Genomic DNA, 17,632 nt, shown 5'->3' with positions numbered 1-17,632 from the left:
ATCCCCGAGCGCACACTGAGCGAAAGGCCCTGGCGCTTATGAACACCACGGTCAGCTGCGAGCTGCACCTGCGCCTCGTTGTGTCGAGCGAGTCCTCCCTGCCTGTCCCCGCAGGCCTGCGGTACGACACGGCCGACCCCTACGCCGTGCACGCCACCTTCCACACCGGAGCCGAGGAGACCGTCGAGTGGGTGTTCGCCCGCGACCTCCTCGCCGAGGGGCTGCACCGGCCCACCGGCACCGGCGACGTCCGCGTCTGGCCATCCCGCAGCCATGGTCAGGGCGTCGTCTGCATCGCCCTCAGCTCCCCGGAGGGGGAGGCGCTGCTTGAGGCCCCGGCGCGGGCCCTGGAGTCCTTCCTGAAGCGAACCGACGCCGCCGTGCCGCCCGGCACGGAACACCGGCACTTCGACCTCGATCAGGAGCTCTCGCACATCCTGGCGGAGAGTTAGGTCGCGGCCCTTCCGAGCAGCCCGGCGCCGTCCACTCGGGGAGACGGCTCGGGCCAAGACAACCGCATACGGCACAGGCCGGCGCCGTCACCGTGAGCCTCACGGAGGCGGCGTAGGGCTGTGCGCGGCCGGCTGCGTTCCGTGTGCGGCCGACCGCGCTGCGTCCAGGCGGCCCGGCCCGGGAACCCCGGGAGGATCGGCGGCGTCCTACCGGCAGGCGAGAGGTCGGGCACACACGGGTGCGGTGGGCGCTGTTGTCGCTACCATCGGCCAGCATCGGCGGGCGTCCGCCCGACCCCCCAGGCCAGGGAGCGAAACGTGCTGATCACCCACGACACCCGGTGCGCCCTCGACACCGTGGTGGATCTGGTGAACACCGCGCCGGAGGACGACGCGACGGCGGACGGACTGCCCGATGTCCCGGCTCTTGCGGATTTCGTACGAAACCACAAGATGAGCGATGTCGGCGTGCTCTCGGAGTTCGACCTCTCCGCGGTGCGCAGGGTCCGGACGCGGTTCGCGGCGATCTTCGCGGCCCCGGACGCCCGGTCCGCCGCCATGATGATCAACGAACTGGTCGCCGCGGCGGGCACCACGCCCCGGCTGACCGACCATGACGGCTACGACTGGCATGTGCACTACTTCGCACCGGGCGCCTCCGTGGCCGACCATCTCGCCGCGGACTGCGGGATGGCACTCGCCTTCTTCGTGGTCGCCGGTGAGCAGGAACGGCTGCGGCGCTGCGAGGCGCCGGACTGCCGGCGCGCCTTCGTGGATCTGTCCCGCAACCGCTCGCGCCGCTACTGCGACAGCCGCACCTGCGGCAACCGGCTGCACGTCGCCGCCTACCGGGCCCGGCGCAAGGAGGCGACGGGCTGAGGGGACGGCGCGCCGAGGTGACTCCGCCCGGTCCGGTGCGACGTCGGTCCCGGCGGGTGGCGCCGGGACGGACGTGTACGGCTCACAGCAGCAGCAGGTCGTGCAGCGCAGCCATGAGCAGCAGACACCCGATCACCGCAAGGAAGATCATCAGCGGTGGCTGGGAAAGGGCGAAGAGGCATCCGCGCGGCTCGTCCTTCGGCGGCGCGGCCTCGCTCTGTTGCGTGTCCAGCATCTCGCGGCCGATGATGGCGCACGCGACGGGTCATACGCGATCAACGCTCAGGGATCTTGCGGGACTTCGCCAATAGCGCGAGGTCTCGTTCGGCTCGTGAACGATTCCGGACGTCCAGGGACCTACTGTGTCGTTTCAGCGAGTCATGTGACTGTCATATGCCGTGCTTCTTCAAGATGGCCTCGATGTCGCTGAAGTCCTCGGCCGGATCGGCGGCCCGGGGCGCGCCGGTCCGCGGTCCGGCCGTGGGGCGCGCGGTGGACCGGGGTGCCTCGCCCAGGGACGGGGCGGAGGCCGTGGGCGCCACCGCGTCCCGCTCGGCCCGCCCGGCCGCCTTGCGCCCGGCACCTCCGCGCCGTCGCTCCACGGCGCGCGTACCGGCGAACAGCAGCCAGGCCGCGCCCAGCACTCCGAAGCCCGCCCAGGCGGTGGGGCTCAGGGCGGTGTCGGCGAGCCAGCCGACGACCCCGGTCATGACCAGGCCGACCGGCACCAGCGAGTAGGCCGCGAGGCGGGCCGCCGCCAGGAAGCGCTTGCGGTAGGCCGTGACCACCGCGATACCCAGGCCCGCCGCCGACACGGCGGAGCAGACTGTCTCGGCAATCATCCGTCCTCCTGGCGGGCTCGTTCGTCGCTTCCATCGTGCACCGCCAGGCCCCCGCGGTGCCATGCCCGGGCCAGACATCAGGGACATCTCCGGGTCGCCTCCTCCTGGAGTGCCGGTCCGGGTCCGGTGCCCGGAGCGCCGGTCCCCGCCCCCGGCCGGCCCCAGGTCCCGATTGGGTCGCCCGGTCCCGGCCTGGAAGACTGGTGGTCATGAGCGACTCCTCCCCCGCACGCACCGAAGCCCCCGTCCTCGAGGTCTGGTGCGAACTGCAGTGCCCCGACTGCCGCACCGCCCTGGACGACGTCCGCGCCCTGCGCGCCCGCTACGGCGACCGGCTGGAGCTGCGGCTGCGGCACTTCCCGCTGGAGAAGCACAAGCACGCCTTCGCCGCCGCCCAGGCCGCCGAGGAGGCGCTGGAGCAGGGCAAGGGCTGGCCGTACGTGGAGGCCGTGCTGGAGCGGGTGGCGGAGCTGGACCGTCAGGGAGAACCCTTCCTGGTCGAGGTGGCCCGGGAACTCGGCCTGGACGCGGAGGAGTTCGACACCGCGTTGATCGACGGCCGGCACATCCTCGCCGTCGACGCCGACCAGGCCGAGGGCAAGGCGATCGGCGTGACGGGTACCCCGACGTACGTCATCGGCGGCGAGCGCCTCGACGGCGGCAAGAGCCAGGAGGGTCTGCGCGAGCGCATCGAGGAGATCGCGGACCGGCTGCTCGCCGACCAGGCCTGACCGAGCGAGGGCGAGGGTCCGGGGCGGCGGCTCCGGGGCTCAGCGGCGCGGGCGCCGTCGCGCCATGGCACGCGGCACAGGCCCGGCGCCGTCCTACAGCAGGGGCTTGCTCAGGGAGTGGGTCACCGTCTCGTATCCGAGCGACGCGTACAGCCGCTCGGCCGGGGTGTTGCCCGCGAACACGTTGAGGCCGACGACCGTCCGGCCGGTCTCGATCGCCTGGCGTTCCGCCAGCAGCATGAGCGTACGGCCGTGGCCTCGCCCGCGGTGGGCGGCGTCGGTCTCCACGTCGAAGACGAACGCCTTGGCGTCCTCCAGGGCCAGCCAGAGGGTGCCCACCCGGACGCCCTCGTGCTGCAGCACGCTGAAGAGCACGCCCTCGGTCGCGAGTCCGTGCGGCAGCAGCCGCGCGTGGTCGTCGCGGGCCTTGGCCCTGGCCGCGGCCTCGGGGATGCCCCGCCCGATCCACCCGCGCGCGTACCGCTCGCTCTCCGCCTCGCGCCAGGCGGCGAACTCGGCCTCGGTCATGGGGCGCGCGTGGCTGCCCGGCGGCAGCGCGGGCGGGGTGGCGCCGAGGCGTTTCTCCATGCCGCGGTTGCGCACCGTGTAACCGAGGGCACCGAACAGGCGCAGCGCGGCGCCCGCCGTGGCGGGCACCACCGCCTCCATCTGCACGCAGCCCCAGCCCCGGGCCACCTCCTCCGCGGCGAGCGCGGCCACGGTGCCCCGGCCGCGCCGCCGGTCGGGCTCGGCGATCCGCAGGTCGACGACGCGGGCCACCGAGGCGCCGAGGGACGGCGAGGTGCCGAGGTGGATCTCACCGACGGGGCGGCTGTTCACGCACACCGTAGCGGCGGGAACGCGATCCGTCGGGGTGCTGCTGGAGCGGCTCGGCCGGCCGCAGGGTCGTGGTCATCACAGGTGTTCTACCCACGACGACCGCCGGACGTCAGCCCGTTTTCCGGCTCAGGGGTCCAGGTCCCGCCCGGCGTGCTCGTCGAAGATCCGCATGGCCTCGGCGGTCACCGGGCCGCCGGTGCCGGGCAGTTCGCGGTCGTCGATCTGGTGCAGGGCCTGTACGTCCCGCAGGGTCGAGGTCAGGAAGACCTCGTCGGCGCTCCGGAGGACGTCCAGCGGCAGGTCGGTCTCCTTGGCGCCGACCCACTCGACGACCAGGGCCCGGGTGATGCCGGACAGGCAGCCCGAGGTGACCGGCGGGGTGTGGATCTCGCCGTCCAGGACGACGAAGACGTTGGACCCGGTGCCCTCGCAGAGCTGTCCGACCGTGTTGCCGAACAGTGCCTCGGAGGCGCCGTGTTGATGGGCGCGGGCCAGGGCGACGACGTTCTCCGCGTACGAGGTGCTCTTCACGCCGGCGAGGGCGCCGCGTTCGTTGCGGGTCCAGGGGACGGTGATCGCGGCCGTGGAGTCGGGGCGGCGGCTGGTCTCACCGACGGCGACGACGAGCGTCGGGCCCTGTTCGCCGCGGTCGGAGCCGAGCGGGCCGTGGCCTCCGGTGTAGGTGATCCGCAGCCGGCCCAGCGGCACCGGGTCGGCCTCCAGGACGGCCGTACACGCGCGGCGCACCTCGTCGTGGTCCGGGTCGGGCAGGCCGAGGCTGCGGGCCGAGCGGGTCAGCCGGTCCAGGTGCCGGGTCAGCGCGAACGGCGTGCCGTGGACCGCCTTGACGGTCTCGAAGACGCCGTCGCCGACGGTCAGCCCGTGGTCGAGGACGGAGATCCTGGCGGATTCCGGGTCCCGCAGCTCGCCGTCCAGCCAGATCTTCACAGGAGCGTCCCCTCTGTCTCGTCGTACGCCCCCGACGCTACCGCGAGCAGCCGGGACGCCTTCAGCTCGGTCTCGCGCCACTCCCCCTCCGGGTCGGATCCCCAGGTGATGCCGGCCCCGGTGCCGAAGCGCAGGGCGCCCGCGGCGCGGTCGATCCAGAAGGTGCGGATGCCCACGGCCAGCTCGGCGGTGCCCCGGTCGGCGTCCACCCAGCCGATGCCGCCGCAGTACGGGCCGCGCGGTGCCGTCTCCAGCGCCTCGATGATCGTCAGGGCGCTGGGCTTGGGGGCGCCGGTGACCGAGCCGGGCGGAAAGGCCGCGGACAGCAGCTCCGGCCAGCCGGCGTCCGCCCGCAGCTCGCCGCGCACGGTCGAGACGAGGTGGACGAGTCCCGGGTGCTTCTCCACGGCGCACAGGTCGGGGACGGTCACGCTGCCGGTCGCGCAGACGCGGCCGATGTCGTTGCGGACCAGGTCCACGATCATCACGTTCTCGGCGTAGTCCTTCTCCAGGAGGTCCGCCTCGGTGCGCCCGGTGCCCTTGATCGGTCCTGATTCGACCGTACGGCCGTCCCGGCGCAGGAACAGCTCGGGGGAGGCGGTGGCGATCTCCACACCGTGCTCCGGCAGCCGGACCGTTCCCGCGTACGGCGCCGGGTTGCCGCGGGCCAGCAGGGCGGTCAGGGCGTCCACGTCGGCGCCGGGGCCGACCGGCGCGCTGAGCACGCGGCAGAGGTTGGCCTGGTAGACCTCGCCGGCCGCGATGTGCTCGCGGATGCGGTGGACGGCCGCCGTGTACGCGGCGCGGTCCAGGGAAGAGGTCCAGTCGCCCGGCCGCGGGCCCCGCCATCCGCCGGGCACGGGCGCGGGCACCGGCTCCTCGCGTACGTCAGCGAAGCGCGCGCAGGTCAGGCGGCCCTCGAAGTCCGCGCAGACGGCCCAGAAACCGGTGGAGTCCAGGGCGGCCGGATCGCTGGTGACGTCGAGGAGGCCGGTGGCGACGCGGTCGCCGAAACGGGCCAGCGGGGGGAGTCCGGATGGGTGGTGGAGCACGTGGTCGAGTCTAGGGCGGGTGTCCGGAAGGCGGCTCCGGGATGTCGCGGAGGGGGCCCTGACCACGGGGTCCGTCGGGTGCACCGCAGCACGCTGGGCAAACGCGTTTTTGTACTGGCCCGGGAATCCGCTAGAGTTCAACACGTCGCCGGGACGCGGAAGCGGACCGAAACGACAGGCGGACGTAGCTCAGTTGGTAGAGCGCAACCTTGCCAAGGTTGAGGTCGCGAGTTCGAGCCTCGTCGTCCGCTCGAAGGAGAAGGGGTCGTCCCGATCCCCTTACACTCCTGGTGGAGTGGCCGAGAGGCGAGGCAACGGCCTGCAAAGCCGTCTACACGGGTTCAAATCCCGTCTCCACCTCCAAGGACGATTAGCTCAGCGGGAGAGCGCTTCCCTGACACGGAAGAGGTCACTGGTTCAATCCCAGTATCGTCCACTGGATCTTCGGATCCTGGGTCTTCTCGAAGATCCCACCCGCGCGATTAGCTCAGCGGGAGAGCGCTTCCCTGACACGGAAGAGGTCACTGGTTCAATCCCAGTATCGCGCACTGTCTGTGACTCACGAGTCACAGCCCGCGGACGATTAGCTCAGCGGGAGAGCGCTTCCCTGACACGGAAGAGGTCACTGGTTCAATCCCAGTATCGTCCACACAGCAAGGAGCCCCCGGCCGTCTCGTACGGCCGGGGGCTTCTGCGTGTGCTCGGCCGGGATCAGCTGGAGAAGAGCATGTGGCCGAAGCTCTTGTGGCGCTGGTGGCCGTAGTGACCGTGACCGCCGTGGCCGCCGTGCGGGGCGCCCCAGGCGGGCGCGGGCGGAGCCGCCGGGTAGGCCTGCGGGGCGGCGGGCGGGGGCGGCGGGGCCGGCTGCGACCACTGGGCCTCCAGGCGGGTCAGCGCCTCCAGCTCGCCGTAGTCGAGGAATATGCCGCGACAGCCGCTGCACTGCTCGATCTGGACGCCGTTGCGGTTGTAGGTGTGCATCGGCGCATGGCACTTCGGACACTGCATGGTCGGCTCAACTCCTCGCCGGTCGGTCCTGCTTCGTGTTTCCCCAGGACAGACTCCCTCCGGCCCCGGGCGGTTGCAGCCTAGTCCGGGAATCCGGGCGCGGGCCGAGGGGGGCGCGGGAGGCCGGCGGGGACGGACGGCATGCGCGCGCACGCGTCCACCACGGCCTGTTCCACCTCGTCCAGCGGGCGGTCCGCGGCGAGCGCCTTCGTGACCGCCAGGGCCGCCGTCTGCACGGTGAGCGCGCGGGCCGGGACGTCCAGGGCGGTCCACGGGGCGCCGTCCGCGGGTACGGCCGGGCCACCCGCCCGCCGGTAGGCGGTCAGGAAGCGGGTCCACTCGTCGGGCGGGAGCAGTCCGCAGGCGTACCAGGCGGCGGGGCGGGCGAGGTCCCAGGCCGGGACACCGGCACCGAGGTCGTCCACGTCGATCAGCTTCCACGGGCCGTCCGGCGCCGGGTGCCGGACGAGCTGGCCGAGGTGCAGGTCGCCGTGGCAGAGGGCCGGCGGGCCGGGCATCGGCGCCTGCGCGCGCGCCCAGGCGGGCAGGGCGGCCCAGGCGTCCAGGACGGGACGGGCGGCTGCGCGCGCGGCCCGGCCGGGCGAGGCGCGCAGGGTCGCCCGGAGGCGGTCGAGCGCGCGGACGGCTTTGTCGGGGCCGCGCATCGGGGGGAGGCCGGCGGGGACGGGTGCGCGGTGCAGACGGGCGAGGAGGGTGGCGGCGGCCTCCCAGGGAGCGGCGTCCGGGTCGTCCGGGTCCACGGGGACGCCGTACGGCCAGAAGGTGACCAGGCGGTCGTGCAGGGTCGCCGCGTCCGGGGTGAGTGGGGGCAGGAGCACGTCGGGGAGGCGCGCGGCCGTGGCGACGCGGAGGGTGAGTGCGGCGGGGTCCGTGTCCGGGGCGTGGGCCTTGGCGACGGTGACGTCGTGACGGACGACGGTGGCGTCCCGGCGGTCGGCGAGGGGGGTGCTGGGGCAGGAGCAGGGGGTGGTCGGGGTACGGGGGTGAGCGGCGGCCTTGGCTCGGCCGGCCAGCGCGGACATGAGGACGGCGGGGTTGTCGGTTCCGGCGGCTTCGGGGTGGGTGTCGGTGGCGGTGTCTTCGGTCAAGGGGGCCTCGGGCGGGGTGGGGTGTCGGAGCGAGCGTACTGGGGCGGGGCGGCGAGGTTGCGGCCGCTGTGCAGCGCAGCCCGCGCCGATCCCCCAGGGGCGCGGGGAACTGCGCGACCAGCCCCCGCTCAGCCGCAGCCGGCACACGACCCGACTGAACGGCAACCACGCGCCCGCAGCCGACACACGACTCCACATCGAACGGCAACCACGCCCCCGCAGCCGACACACGACTCCACATCGAACGGCCCCGCACGCCCGCAGCCGACACGCACCCGCACCGAACGACCCCCACGCGCCCGCGGCCCGCCCACGACCAGCGCGGTGACGGTGCTGGTGAAACGGCCAATGCCGGCGCAGCTCCCCAGCTGCGCCGGCATTTGTGCCGTCCGCCGTACCCCCGTCCCCACGGGGTTTCATGGATCGATGTCCCCGCCCGGACCGCTCTTCCGGGCCTGGGGTCGCCGCTCAGCGCCCCAGCATCGCACCCACGGACGACGCCTGTGTGGCCACCGTCTCCCAGCCGTCGAAGACGAGCAGGAGCAGGGCCGCCAGGGGAAGGGCCATGAGCGTCGCCACCAGGGGGTGGCGACGGCCCGTCCGGCGGGGGGCGAACGCCGTGCGTCGCGGTGCCGTGTAGGCCATGGTCCCTCTCCTGACCGTTTCGGTTGTCGTCGGCAGCGGCGGGTGTCTGACCTCGGGGGACGAGTGCTGCACCCGCCGCTTGACCTCAAATCTAGGCGCGCGGTGCCCACCGGGCGTCATGCCCGCGTACCGATTGCCGGGCCTCCATGAGGATGAGCCATGACCTGCGACGTACTCCCCTGGGTGGAGACGCGGGCCGGTGTCTCGGGGTCTTCCCGGAGGGGTAGCCCGTTCCGTCCCGTTTTTTCCGACGTGCTCTATGGGGTGAGTTGAGTGACTTCGATCACTCCCGTCCGGGTCGGAGGGAGTGTCGGGGGTGGATCGGGATCCGGGGCGCGGGCGCGGCCACGGGTCGCCGCCGACCACGGGCCGGTGGGCGTACGGACCCCTGCACCGCAGCCCAGTGGGATGCCAACCTCCCTGCCACGCCGACCGGTTGAGGTCACGGGTGGCTGGAAGTCGCCGCCGGCCGGAGCTTCCTGACCGCGTTTCACCTCCCCCGGACGGCCGACACAATCCATCCGGCCCAGAGGGCGCGGCCTCTGCGCGCAGGCGGCCGTGGAAACGTAAGCTGTGCCACGTCACAGGGACCGGGCAGCGGGGATGAACATGGCGATGATGCGCCTGAGGCGCGAGGACCCGCGCGTCGTCGGCTCGTTCAGGCTTCACCGACGGCTCGGCGCGGGCGGGATGGGCGTGGTCTATCTCGGCTCCGACAAGAAGGGGCAGCGGGTCGCCCTGAAGGTGATCCGGCCGGATCTGGCGGAGGACCAGGAGTTCCGGTCGCGGTTCGCGCGCGAGGTGTCGGCGGCCCGGCGGATCCGGGGCGGGTGCACGGCCCGGCTGGTCGCCGCGGACCTGGAGGCCGAGCGGCCCTGGTTCGCCACCCAGTACGTACCGGGCCCGTCGCTGCACGACAAGATCGCCGAGGAGGGCGCCCTCGGCGCGGCGGACACCGCGGCGATCGGCGCGGCCCTGTCCGAGGGACTGGTCGCCGTGCACGAGGCCGGGGTCGTCCACCGTGACCTGAAGCCCTCCAACATCCTGCTGTCCCCGAAGGGGCCGCGGATCATCGACTTCGGCATCGCCTGGGCCACCGGCGCCTCCACGCTCACCCACGTGGGCACCGCGGTCGGCTCCCCCGGCTTCCTCGCCCCGGAGCAGGTGCGCGGCGCGGCGGTCACGCCGGCCACCGACGTGTTCTCGCTGGGCGCGACCCTGGCGTACGCCTCGACCGGCGACTCGCCCTTCGGCCACGGCAGTTCCGAGGTGATGCTGTACCGGGTGGTGCACGAGGAGCCGCAACTGTACGGCGTACCGGACGCGCTGGCCCCGCTGATCCGGGCGTGCCTGGCGAAGGACCCCGACGAGCGGCCCAGCACGCTCCAGCTCTCGCTGCGGCTGAAGGAGATCGCCGCCCGGGAGGCGCAGGGCCTGGACGGCGTACGGCCGCCCTCGCCGCGGGCCGCCGAGGCGGACCGGCCCACCGGACGGCTCGCCGACACCTATCCCGAGCAGCAGCGCACCCAGCGGCGCGCCTCGCCCGGTACGCCGCTGCCGCGCGGCGGCACTCCCGCCCGGGGCGGTGCGCCCTCCGTGTCCTCCAGGGGCGGGGTGTCCTCGCGCGGCGAGGTGCCGTCCCGTGGCGGGGCGTCCTCGCGCGGCGAGGTGCCCTCACGCGGTGGCAGCGGTGCGCGCGGTGGCGGTGCCGGGTCCTCCGCCCGGCCGGGTACGGCGCGTCCCACCCCGGTGCCGCGCGGCGGCGGCCCGCGCTCCGGTGGCGGCCGGCCCGCTCAGCGCGGGGGTTCCGGCCGGCCGGGGCAGCGCCCGGCGGGCAGCCTGCGGCGGCCGGCCAATCCGCGGCTGCTGCGGCAGCGGCTGTTCGTGTTCGTGGTGGTGACGCTGCTCGTGGCGCTCGGGATCGCGGTGGCCCAGGGCTGCCAGGGGCCGGCGCGCGGGCTCGGCGACGACGGCGTCCCCCGGCAGCAGCACACCCAGCCGGGCCACTCGCCGCTGGGCGACGCGACGTTCGTACCGAACCCGAACCAGACGGCTGTGAGTCGCGACGCCGGTAACTGAGGGCCGCGTCCGGAAGGCTCCACCGGGCGGGGTGTGCCGGGTCAGGACTCCGGCCGGCCCGTGGCCACCGCGTAGAAGGCCACCGCGGCCGCCGCGCCCACGTTGAGCGAGTCGACGCCGTGGGACATCGGGATGCGGACCCACTCGTCGGCGGCGACCAGCGCCTGCCTGGACAGCCCGTCGCCCTCGGCGCCGAGCATGAGCGCCACCCGCTCCATCCGGTGCGGGGCGGCCTCGTCGAGGGTGCGGGCCTTCTCGTCCGGGGTGAGCGCGAGCAGGGTGAAACCGGCCTCGCGCACCGAGTCCAGGCCCTTGGGCCAGGTCTCCAGCCGGGCGTACGGCACCGAGAACACCGCTCCCATGGAGACCTTGACGCTCCGCCGGTACAGCGGGTCGGCGCAGTCGGGCGACAGCAGGACGGCGTCCATGCCGAGGGCCGCCGCCGAGCGGAAGATCGCGCCGATGTTGGTGTGGTCGTTCACCGACTCCATGACCACCACCCGGCGGGCGGAGCTGAGCAGTTCGCCGGCCGTCGGCAGCGGTCTGCGCTGCATGGAGGCGAGGGCGCCGCGGTGCACGTGGTATCCGGTGACCCGTTCGGCGAGTTCGGGGCTGACGGCGTAGACGGGGGCCGGGGATTCGTCGATGACGTCGCGCATGGCGTCGATCCACTTGGCCGAGAGCAGCATCGACCGCATCTCGTAGCCGGCTTCCCTGGCCCTGCGGATGACCTTCTCGCCCTCGGCGATGAACAGGCCCTCGGCGGGCTCGCGCTTGCGGCGCAGCTCGACGTCGGTCAGGCCCGTGTAGTCGGCCAGGCGCGGGTCGTCGGGATCCTCGACGGTGATGAGATCGGCCACGGGGTGATACTGCCTTGTCCTGGGTGTGGTGCCAACGGCTGGAAAGGGGTGAGGTTGCCCCGGGTTACGTGTGATCAGGCCAAGGTCACGCCGAAGGCGCGGGACCGACCCGCACCACCTCGCCGATGACGATGACCGCCGGGGGCTTCACGTCCTCGGCGCGGACCGTCTCGGCGACCGTGGCGAGGGTGGCGTCCACGCGCCGCTGCGCGGCCGTCGTCCCCTCCTGCACCAGGGCGACCGGCGTCTCGGGCGACCTGCCGTGCGCGACGAGCGTCTCGGCGATCTTCCCGATCTTGTCGACGCCCATCAGGACCACCAGGGTGCCGGTGAGCCTGGCCAGCGAGGGCCAGTCGACCAGGGAGCGCTCGTCGTCGGGCGCCACATGGCCGCTGACCACGGTGAACTCATGGGCGACGCCCCGGTGCGTGACCGGGATGCCGGCCGCGCCCGGCACCGAGATCGAGCTGGAGATGCCCGGGACCACCGTGCACGGGATGCCGGCCTCGGCGAGCGCCTGGACCTCCTCCATGCCCCGGCCGAAGACGAACGGATCACCGCCCTTGAGCCGGACGACCGCCTTGCCCTGCTTGGCGTGCTCGACGAGCGCGTTGTTGATGGCCTCCTGGGCCATGTACCGGCCGTAGGGGATCTTCGCCGCGTCGATCACCTCGACGTGCGGCGGGAGTTCGGCGAGCAGGTCCCGCGGACCGAGCCGGTCGGCGATGACGACGTCCGCCTCGGCGAGCAGGCGCCGGCCGCGGACCGTGATCAGGTCGGGGTCGCCCGGGCCGCCGCCGACCAGGGCCACGCCGGGGGTGCGGGTGCGGTGGTGCGGGGCGACGAGGGTGCCGTCGCGCAGCCCCTCGACGACCGCGTCCCGGATGGCCGCGGTGTGCCGGGGGTCGCGGCCCCGCGCGTGCGTGGTGAGTACGGCGACGGTGACGCCCTCGCTGTGCCCGGTCGCCGGGGTCCACGCGGTCGCCTGGTCGGCGTCGTCGGACCGGACGCACCAGACGCGGTGGCGCTCCGCCTCGGCGGAGGCGGCCGTGTTCGCCGCGGGATCGCTGGTGGCGATGAGGGCGTACCACGCCTCGGCGAGGTCGCCGTCCTCGTACCCGCGCCGCACCCAGGTGATCTCGCCCGCGTCCGCCATGGCCTCGACCGACGGGGTGGCCTCCGGGGAGACGAGGACGATGTCCGCGCCGGCCGCGATGAGCGCCGGGAGGCGGCGCTGGGCGACCTGGCCGCCGCCGAGGACGACCACGCGACGGCCGGAGAGGCGGAGACCTACGGGGTAGGCGGGGTGTTCGGCCATGAGGGACGGCTCCTCGTGCAGCTGTGCGATGGGCGCGCTGCACCTTCGGAGCGGCCCTGACGTGCAGATTTTAAGCGGTGGGCGGGGTACGGGACACGGGTGGTCCGACAGCTGAACACCGGACCACCCGTGCCGCGGGCCTACTTCTCCGTGACTCCCGCCGAATCGAATGTGGCCACCTCGTGCATGGCGCGCGCCGTGCTCTGCACCAGCGGCAGGGCGAGCAGGGCGCCCGTGCCCTCACCGAGGCGCAGGTCCAGGTCGACCAGGGGGCGCAGACCCAGCTTGTTCAGGGCCGCCACGTGGCCCGGCTCGGCGCTGCGGTGGCCGGCGATGCAGGCCGCGAGGACCTCCGGGGCGATGGCGCGGGCCACGAGGGCCGCCGCGCCGGCGCTGACGCCGTCCAGGATCACCGGCGTACGCAGCGAGGCACCGCCGAGCAGCAGGCCCACCATGGCCGCGTGCTCGAAGCCGCCGATCGCCGCGAGGACCCCGATCGGGTCGGCCGGGTCCGGCTGGTGGAGCTCCAGGGCGCGGCGGACGACCTCCGTCTTGCGGGCGAGCGTCTCGTCGTTGATGCCCGTGCCGCGCCCGGTCACCTCGGCCGGGTCGGCTCCGGTGAACACGGAGATCAGCGCGGCGGACGCGGTGGTGTTGGCGATGCCCATCTCACCGGTGAGCAGCGCCTTGTTGCCGGCCGCCACCAGGTCGCGGGCGGTCTCGATACCGACCTCGATGGCCGCCCGGGCCTCCTCGCGGGTCATCGCGGGGCCGGTGGTCATGTCGGACGTGCCGCCGCGGATCTTGCGGGGCAGCAGGCCGGGGGTGGCCGGCAGGTCGGCGGCGACGCCCACGTCGACGACGCACACCTCGGCGCCGACCTGGCCGGCGAAGGCGTTGCAGACGGCGCCCCCGCCGAGGAAGTTGGCCACCATCTGGGCGGTGACCTCCTGTGGCCAGGGGGTGACGCCCTGGGCGTGCACGCCGTGGTCACCGGCGAAGATGGCGACGGCGGCGGGCTCCGGGATCGGCGGCGGGCACTGCCGGGACAGCCCGCACAGCTGTGCGGAGATGATCTCCAGCATGCCGAGCGCGCCGGCCGGCTTGGTCATGCGCTTCTGGCGCTCCCACGCCTCGCCGAGCGCCTTGGCGTCGAGCGGGCGGATCTGTGCGACGGTCTCGGCAAGCAGGTCGTGGGGTTCCTCTCCGGGCAGGGCGCGGCGGCCGTACGTCTCCTCGTGCACCACCCAGGACAGGGGGCGTCGCTTGGACCAGCCGGCCTGCATCAGCTCGGGCTCGTCCGGGAACTCGTCGACGTACCCGACACACAGGTAGGCGACGACCTCCAGGTGCTCGGGCAGGCCGAGCGCGCGGACCATCTCCCGCTCGTCGAAGAAGCTGACCCAGCCGACGCCGAGGCCTTCGGCGCGGGCGGCGAGCCAGAGGTTCTCCACCGCGAGCGCCGAGGAGTAGGGCGCCATCTGCGGCTGGGTGTGACGGCCGAGCGTGTGCCGGCCGCCGCGGGTGGGGTCGGCGGTGACGACGATGTTGACCGGGGTGTCGAGGATGGCCTCGATCTTCAGTTCCTTGAACTGCTTGGCCCGGCCCTTCGGCAGCGACTTGGCGTACGCCTCGCGCTGCCGCATCGCCAGTTCGTGCATCGTCCGCCGGGTCTCGGCGGACCGGATGACGACGAAGTCCCAGGGCTGCGAGTGGCCCACGGACGGCGCGGTGTGCGCGGCCTCCAGGACTCTGAGCAGCACCTCGTGCGGGATGGGGTCGCTGCGGAAGCCGTTGCGGATGTCGCGGCGCTCGCGCATCACCTTCAGGACGGCCTCGCGTTCGGCGTCCGCGTAGCCCGGCGCGGCGGGGCCGGTGGACTGTCGTGCTTCCGCCACCTCGGCCGTGCTCTCTTCCTGGTCGGCGGCCCTGGTCCGCAGGTCCTCCGCGTGCTGGACGACATCGGGGGTGGGCGCCCCGGCCGGCTCGCCGTCGTGGGGTGCCGGCACGACGAGGGGGTGCGGCGGGGTGGGCGCCAGGTGCGGGGTGGTGGGCACCTGACCCTCCACCGGCACGAACTCACCGAGCGGCCGCGGCTCCGCCCCCACGGGGAGCCCGGAGGGCAGCGGCTGCTCCGGGTTCTGCGCGGGGCCCTGCGGCCGAGGGGCCTCGGGTACGGCGGCGGTACCCTGCGCCGCGTCCGGCTGCGGGGCGGTCTGCGCGGCCGGGGCGCCGGTGGCCTGCGGGACGCTCTCGGCGAGCTGCGGGCCCTGGAGCACGACCGGCTCCGCCACCTCCACGGCCTCGGCGGTGCCGTCAGCGGCGGGCGGGACGGGTACGGCGGTCTGCGACGCGTCGGCCGGGGCCGCGGGCTGCGGAGCCTGGAAGTCGACGGTGGTCAGGGGGGCGGTCGGCTGTGCGGCCTGGGCGGCGACGGTGGGCTCAGCGGCCTGGGCAGCGACGGTGGGCTCAGGGGCCTGGACGGCGCCGTCGACCGTTGCCTGGGCGGGTGCCGGGGCGGCGCCGTCGACCATTACCTGGGCGGTGGCCGCGTCGGGCGCCGGGGCCGCGTTCTGGGCGACAACCGTTTCGGAAGCTGGGGCCGCGTTCTGAGCGACAACGGCGTCGGTGGCTTCGCCCACCCCGTGGGGGGCGACCGCATCGGCCGACTCGACCGCTCCCTGGGCCACGGCGGACGCCTGCGCCTCGGCGGGAGGCTGGGGCTGTGCGGCGTCGGCAGCGTGCACGACGGCAACCTGCTGCGCTCCGGCGTGCTGCGGCTCGTCGGCCATCTGCTCGGCGCCGGTCGGCTGCGCCGGGTCGCCGGGCTGCACCGCGTCTACGGCCTGCGACGCCTCGGGAATCTGAGCGCCGCCGTTGACCGGCGCATGCCCCTCGGGAACCTGAGCACCGCTGTCGGCCGGCACATGCCCCTCGGGCTGTCCGGCTCCGGCGATCTGCTCGACGCCGGCCGGCTGCGCCGCGTCGACGGACTGCGGCGCGTCGACGGCCTGTCCAGCAGCGGCGGTCTGTCCAGCGGCGGCGGCTTGCGGAACCTCCGCGATCTGTCCGCCGTCGGTGACCTGCGCCGCGTCGGCAGCCTGCGCGGCACCCTCGGGCTGCCCAGCCGCGGCGATCTGCACGGCGTCGGCGGCATGCAGGTCAGGAGCGGTCTGAGGAGCTTCGGCGATCGGCGCGCCATCGGCGGACTGCACCGCGTCGGCAACCCGCGCGGCACCCTCGGGCTGCCCGGCTCCGGCGATCTGCTCGGCGCCGGCCGGCTGCGCCAGGTCGGCGGGCTGCACCGCGTCGGCGGCATTCCCGGCAACGTCGGCCTGAGCAGCGTCAGCAGTCTGCGACTGGTCGGCAGCCTGAGAAGCCTCGACAGCCCGCGCACCGTCGGCGGACTGCACCGCGTCGGGAGCCTGCGCACCGTCGGCAACCTGCGCAACCGCAGCAGCCTGCGCGGGGTCGGCGAGAGGGGCCGGGTCGGCGGGCTGTGCGGTGGCCTGCGCCGCAGCGACTACGTCCCCGGCGCCGGGGTTCTGTCCGGCATCCGCGGCCTGCACGGCCGCAGTGGCATCGGTGGGCTGCGCCGTTTCGTCCGGCTGCACGCCATCGGCCGGTTCCGCCGGTGCCGTCGGCTGAGGCGCCGCCTCGGCCGGCGTACCGGCGACCGGAGCCGCGTCCGCAGCCCCCTCGGCGCCGGTGGCCTCCGAAGGCAGCGCGCCGGTCGGCACGGCCTGTCCCGGCGCGGCCTGGGCCGGAACGCTCTGGTCCGCCGGGTCCGGGCCGGGGGCCTCCGGCATCGGGGGCACCTGGCCCGTCCCGGCCTGCTCAGCGCCTCCTTCAGCTCCCTGCACACCGACGTGCGCCGGCTCTGGCGCTCCGTCAACGGCCTGTACGGCCGGGGATGCCGCGTCGGCGACGGCCCCGCCCTCACCGGAAGCCACGTCCGCCCTGGCCACGTCCGCCTGCGCGTCCTCGGCGGCCTGCGCGTCTTCAGCACCCGGCTCCGCCGGACCCTGCACGCCCTCGGCACCCGGAGTCACCGGTGCCGTGTACACCCCGTCGTGCGCGTGGACCGGCTGGACCCCGTCATGGCCGTGGACGACCTGAACGTGGCCGGTGTCGGTCGGGGACGACGCCTGGCCGGTGAGGCGGGCCACCGCCGCCTGGGCCGGGTCGGACGGGCCAACCGTTTCGGCAGCCGGGGCCTGTGCCGCGCCCCAGGGGGCCGCGCTCTGCGGAGCCGCCTGCGACTGGGCGTCGAGGTATTCGGGGCCGCTCGCCGCCGGTCCGAGCTGCCGTACCGGCGCTCCGGCGGGGCCGCGGTCGGCGAGGGAACGGACCGGGCTGGCGGAGGCGTCGGGAATCGGCGGGCCGAGGTGCAGCGGGCGGCGCGGGGGCTGCGGGGCGGCCGCCGGGTCGTGCGGCGCCGAGAGGATGGGCGACGGCGGCACCGACGCCGGGCCCGGGTCGGGCAGGCGGACACCGCTGAGGTCGACCGAGCCGCTGTCACGGCCGGACGTCTCGTGCGGGCCCGGCTCGTGGACGGCTTCCACCACCGGTTCCGGAGCGGGTGGCGGCACCTCGTTGCCCCACGCGCCCTGGGCACCCGGCAGCAGCAGGTCTTCGTCCTCGGCGGGAGCCTCGGAGAGGTAGGTGTACGCACCGTGCGCGGGGACGCCCGGCTGCTCCACCATGCCTGCGCTCTCCGGCTGCCCCTCGCCCGGGACCTGGCCGGTGTCGGTCATGCGTACCCCTCGCCCATCGGTTAGTGCTCCTACGACCAGCTCACCCGGAACGGCGCACCGACCGCCCGCAGTGAAGAACGAGCGTCCGTGCCCAGCGGCACGAACGACCCGC

General features: G+C 74.3%; 14 protein-coding genes, 5 tRNA genes and 1 pseudogene. 9 read left to right on the top strand and 11 right to left on the bottom strand.

Features of this window, described 5'->3' with window-relative positions; translation table 11 throughout:
* Positions 1-38: 38 nt before the first annotated feature.
* Together C3492_RS33230 and C3492_RS33225 are read left to right on the top strand one after the other, a co-directional pair.
* Positions 39-452, top strand: coding sequence for an SsgA family sporulation/cell division regulator (locus C3492_RS33230; protein WP_004002642.1), 414 nt, complete (start codon positions 39-41; stop codon positions 450-452).
* Between the two features lie 318 nt (positions 453-770).
* The gene (locus C3492_RS33225; protein ID WP_103816361.1) at positions 771-1,331 is read left to right on the top strand and encodes a CGNR zinc finger domain-containing protein; all 561 of its coding nucleotides are present in this window, start codon (positions 771-773) and stop codon (positions 1,329-1,331) included.
* 82 nt (positions 1,332-1,413) lie between these two features.
* Here C3492_RS33225 and C3492_RS44885 read toward each other — a convergent pair whose 3' ends face one another.
* Both C3492_RS44885 and C3492_RS33220 read right to left on the bottom strand, forming a co-directional pair.
* Positions 1,414-1,566, bottom strand: a complete 153-nt coding sequence (locus C3492_RS44885; RefSeq protein WP_014671572.1) for a hypothetical protein — start codon at positions 1,564-1,566, stop codon at positions 1,414-1,416.
* 154 nt (positions 1,567-1,720) lie between these two features.
* The gene (locus C3492_RS33220) at positions 1,721-2,173 is read right to left on the bottom strand and encodes a hypothetical protein (protein ID WP_103816360.1); all 453 of its coding nucleotides are present in this window, start codon (positions 2,171-2,173) and stop codon (positions 1,721-1,723) included.
* A 209-nt stretch (positions 2,174-2,382) separates the two neighbouring features.
* On the opposite strand from C3492_RS33220, the gene C3492_RS33215 reads away from it, so the two are divergent.
* The gene (locus C3492_RS33215) at positions 2,383-2,904 is read left to right on the top strand and encodes a DsbA family protein (RefSeq protein ID WP_103816417.1); all 522 of its coding nucleotides are present in this window, start codon (positions 2,383-2,385) and stop codon (positions 2,902-2,904) included.
* A gap of 93 nt (positions 2,905-2,997) precedes the next feature.
* On the opposite strand, the pseudogene C3492_RS33210 reads toward C3492_RS33215, so the two are convergent.
* From C3492_RS33210 to C3492_RS33200, 3 genes and pseudogenes are all read right to left on the bottom strand, one after another.
* A pseudogene (locus tag C3492_RS33210) lies at positions 2,998-3,820 on the bottom strand (GNAT family N-acetyltransferase).
* Between the two features lie 50 nt (positions 3,821-3,870).
* Positions 3,871-4,692, bottom strand: a complete 822-nt coding sequence (locus C3492_RS33205) for an aminotransferase class IV (protein ID WP_103816359.1) — start codon at positions 4,690-4,692, stop codon at positions 3,871-3,873.
* A complete protein-coding gene (locus tag C3492_RS33200) occupies positions 4,689-5,744 on the bottom strand; it encodes a chorismate-binding protein (RefSeq protein WP_103816358.1) in 1,056 nt (351 codons plus the stop codon). The genes C3492_RS33205 and C3492_RS33200 overlap by 4 nt, the downstream gene beginning before the upstream one ends.
* 178 nt (positions 5,745-5,922) lie before the next feature.
* On the opposite strand from C3492_RS33200, the gene C3492_RS33195 reads away from it, so the two are divergent.
* The 5 genes from C3492_RS33195 to C3492_RS33175 all read left to right on the top strand — a co-directional run bounded on the left by C3492_RS33195 (position 5,923) and on the right by C3492_RS33175 (position 6,393).
* Positions 5,923-5,995 (top strand) — tRNA-Gly (locus tag C3492_RS33195).
* Between the two features lie 38 nt (positions 5,996-6,033).
* Positions 6,034-6,107: transfer RNA gene (locus C3492_RS33190), tRNA-Cys, on the top strand.
* A gap of 1 nt (position 6,108) precedes the next feature.
* Positions 6,109-6,180 (top strand) — tRNA-Val (locus C3492_RS33185).
* 40 nt (positions 6,181-6,220) lie between these two features.
* A tRNA-Val gene (locus C3492_RS33180) sits at positions 6,221-6,292 on the top strand.
* A gap of 29 nt (positions 6,293-6,321) precedes the next feature.
* Positions 6,322-6,393, top strand: a tRNA-Val gene (locus C3492_RS33175).
* Positions 6,394-6,455: 62 nt separating this feature from the next.
* On the opposite strand, the gene C3492_RS33170 is transcribed toward C3492_RS33175, so the two are convergent.
* The 3 genes from C3492_RS33170 to C3492_RS44880 form a co-directional block, all read right to left on the bottom strand.
* Positions 6,456-6,752: a zf-TFIIB domain-containing protein gene (locus C3492_RS33170; RefSeq protein ID WP_078864800.1), complete on the bottom strand. Its 297-nt coding sequence runs from the start codon at positions 6,750-6,752 to the stop codon at positions 6,456-6,458.
* Positions 6,753-6,832: 80 nt separating this feature from the next.
* Positions 6,833-7,861 (bottom strand): phosphotransferase family protein, encoded by a 1,029-nt coding sequence (locus C3492_RS33165; RefSeq protein ID WP_374938401.1) that lies wholly within the window; start codon positions 7,859-7,861, stop codon positions 6,833-6,835.
* Positions 7,862-8,329: 468 nt separating this feature from the next.
* Positions 8,330-8,506, bottom strand: coding sequence for a hypothetical protein (locus C3492_RS44880; protein WP_030654904.1), 177 nt, complete (start codon positions 8,504-8,506; stop codon positions 8,330-8,332).
* Between the two features lie 603 nt (positions 8,507-9,109).
* Here C3492_RS44880 and C3492_RS33160 point away from each other — a divergent pair.
* Complete coding sequence (locus C3492_RS33160) at positions 9,110-10,585, top strand: serine/threonine-protein kinase (protein ID WP_103816357.1); 1,476 nt, start codon at positions 9,110-9,112, stop codon at positions 10,583-10,585.
* Between the two features lie 41 nt (positions 10,586-10,626).
* On the opposite strand, the gene C3492_RS33155 is transcribed toward C3492_RS33160, so the two are convergent.
* The 3 genes from C3492_RS33155 to cobT all read right to left on the bottom strand — a co-directional run bounded on the left by C3492_RS33155 (position 10,627) and on the right by cobT (position 17,520).
* A complete protein-coding gene (locus tag C3492_RS33155) occupies positions 10,627-11,445 on the bottom strand; it encodes an RNA methyltransferase (RefSeq protein ID WP_103816356.1) in 819 nt (272 codons plus the stop codon).
* 85 nt (positions 11,446-11,530) lie between these two features.
* On the bottom strand, positions 11,531-12,763 hold the full coding sequence (cobA, locus tag C3492_RS33150; protein ID WP_103816355.1) for a uroporphyrinogen-III C-methyltransferase: 1,233 nt from the start codon (positions 12,761-12,763) through the stop codon (positions 11,531-11,533).
* 140 nt (positions 12,764-12,903) lie between these two features.
* On the bottom strand, positions 12,904-17,520 hold the full coding sequence (gene cobT / locus C3492_RS46200; RefSeq protein ID WP_103816354.1) for a nicotinate-nucleotide--dimethylbenzimidazole phosphoribosyltransferase: 4,617 nt from the start codon (positions 17,518-17,520) through the stop codon (positions 12,904-12,906).
* Positions 17,521-17,632 lie beyond the last annotated feature (112 nt).

This window comes from Streptomyces sp. Ru62 (assembly GCF_002920615.1).
Taxonomy (GTDB): domain Bacteria; phylum Actinomycetota; class Actinomycetes; order Streptomycetales; family Streptomycetaceae; genus Streptomyces.
The sequence above is the reverse complement of the archived record's forward strand: the minus strand, read 5'-3'. Positions and strand labels throughout refer to the sequence as shown.

What these genes read in the sequence shown, in the direction of transcription:
- C3492_RS33220 (WP_103816360.1), bottom strand. Translation starts at nt 2,173, where the DNA reads ATGATTGCCGAGACAGTCTGCTCCGCCGTGTCGGCGGCGGGCCTGGGT.
- C3492_RS44885 (WP_014671572.1), bottom strand. Translation starts at nt 1,566, where the DNA reads ATGCTGGACACGCAACAGAGCGAGGCCGCGCCGCCGAAGGACGAGCCG.
- C3492_RS33230 (WP_004002642.1), top strand. Translation starts at nt 39, where the DNA reads ATGAACACCACGGTCAGCTGCGAGCTGCACCTGCGCCTCGTTGTGTCG.
- cobA (WP_103816355.1), bottom strand. Translation starts at nt 12,763, where the DNA reads ATGGCCGAACACCCCGCCTACCCCGTAGGTCTCCGCCTCTCCGGCCGT.
- C3492_RS33160 (WP_103816357.1), top strand. Translation starts at nt 9,110, where the DNA reads ATGAACATGGCGATGATGCGCCTGAGGCGCGAGGACCCGCGCGTCGTC.
- cobT (WP_103816354.1), bottom strand. Translation starts at nt 17,520, where the DNA reads ATGACCGACACCGGCCAGGTCCCGGGCGAGGGGCAGCCGGAGAGCGCA.
- C3492_RS33215 (WP_103816417.1), top strand. Translation starts at nt 2,383, where the DNA reads ATGAGCGACTCCTCCCCCGCACGCACCGAAGCCCCCGTCCTCGAGGTC.
- C3492_RS44880 (WP_030654904.1), bottom strand. Translation starts at nt 8,506, where the DNA reads ATGGCCTACACGGCACCGCGACGCACGGCGTTCGCCCCCCGCCGGACG.
- C3492_RS33170 (WP_078864800.1), bottom strand. Translation starts at nt 6,752, where the DNA reads ATGCAGTGTCCGAAGTGCCATGCGCCGATGCACACCTACAACCGCAAC.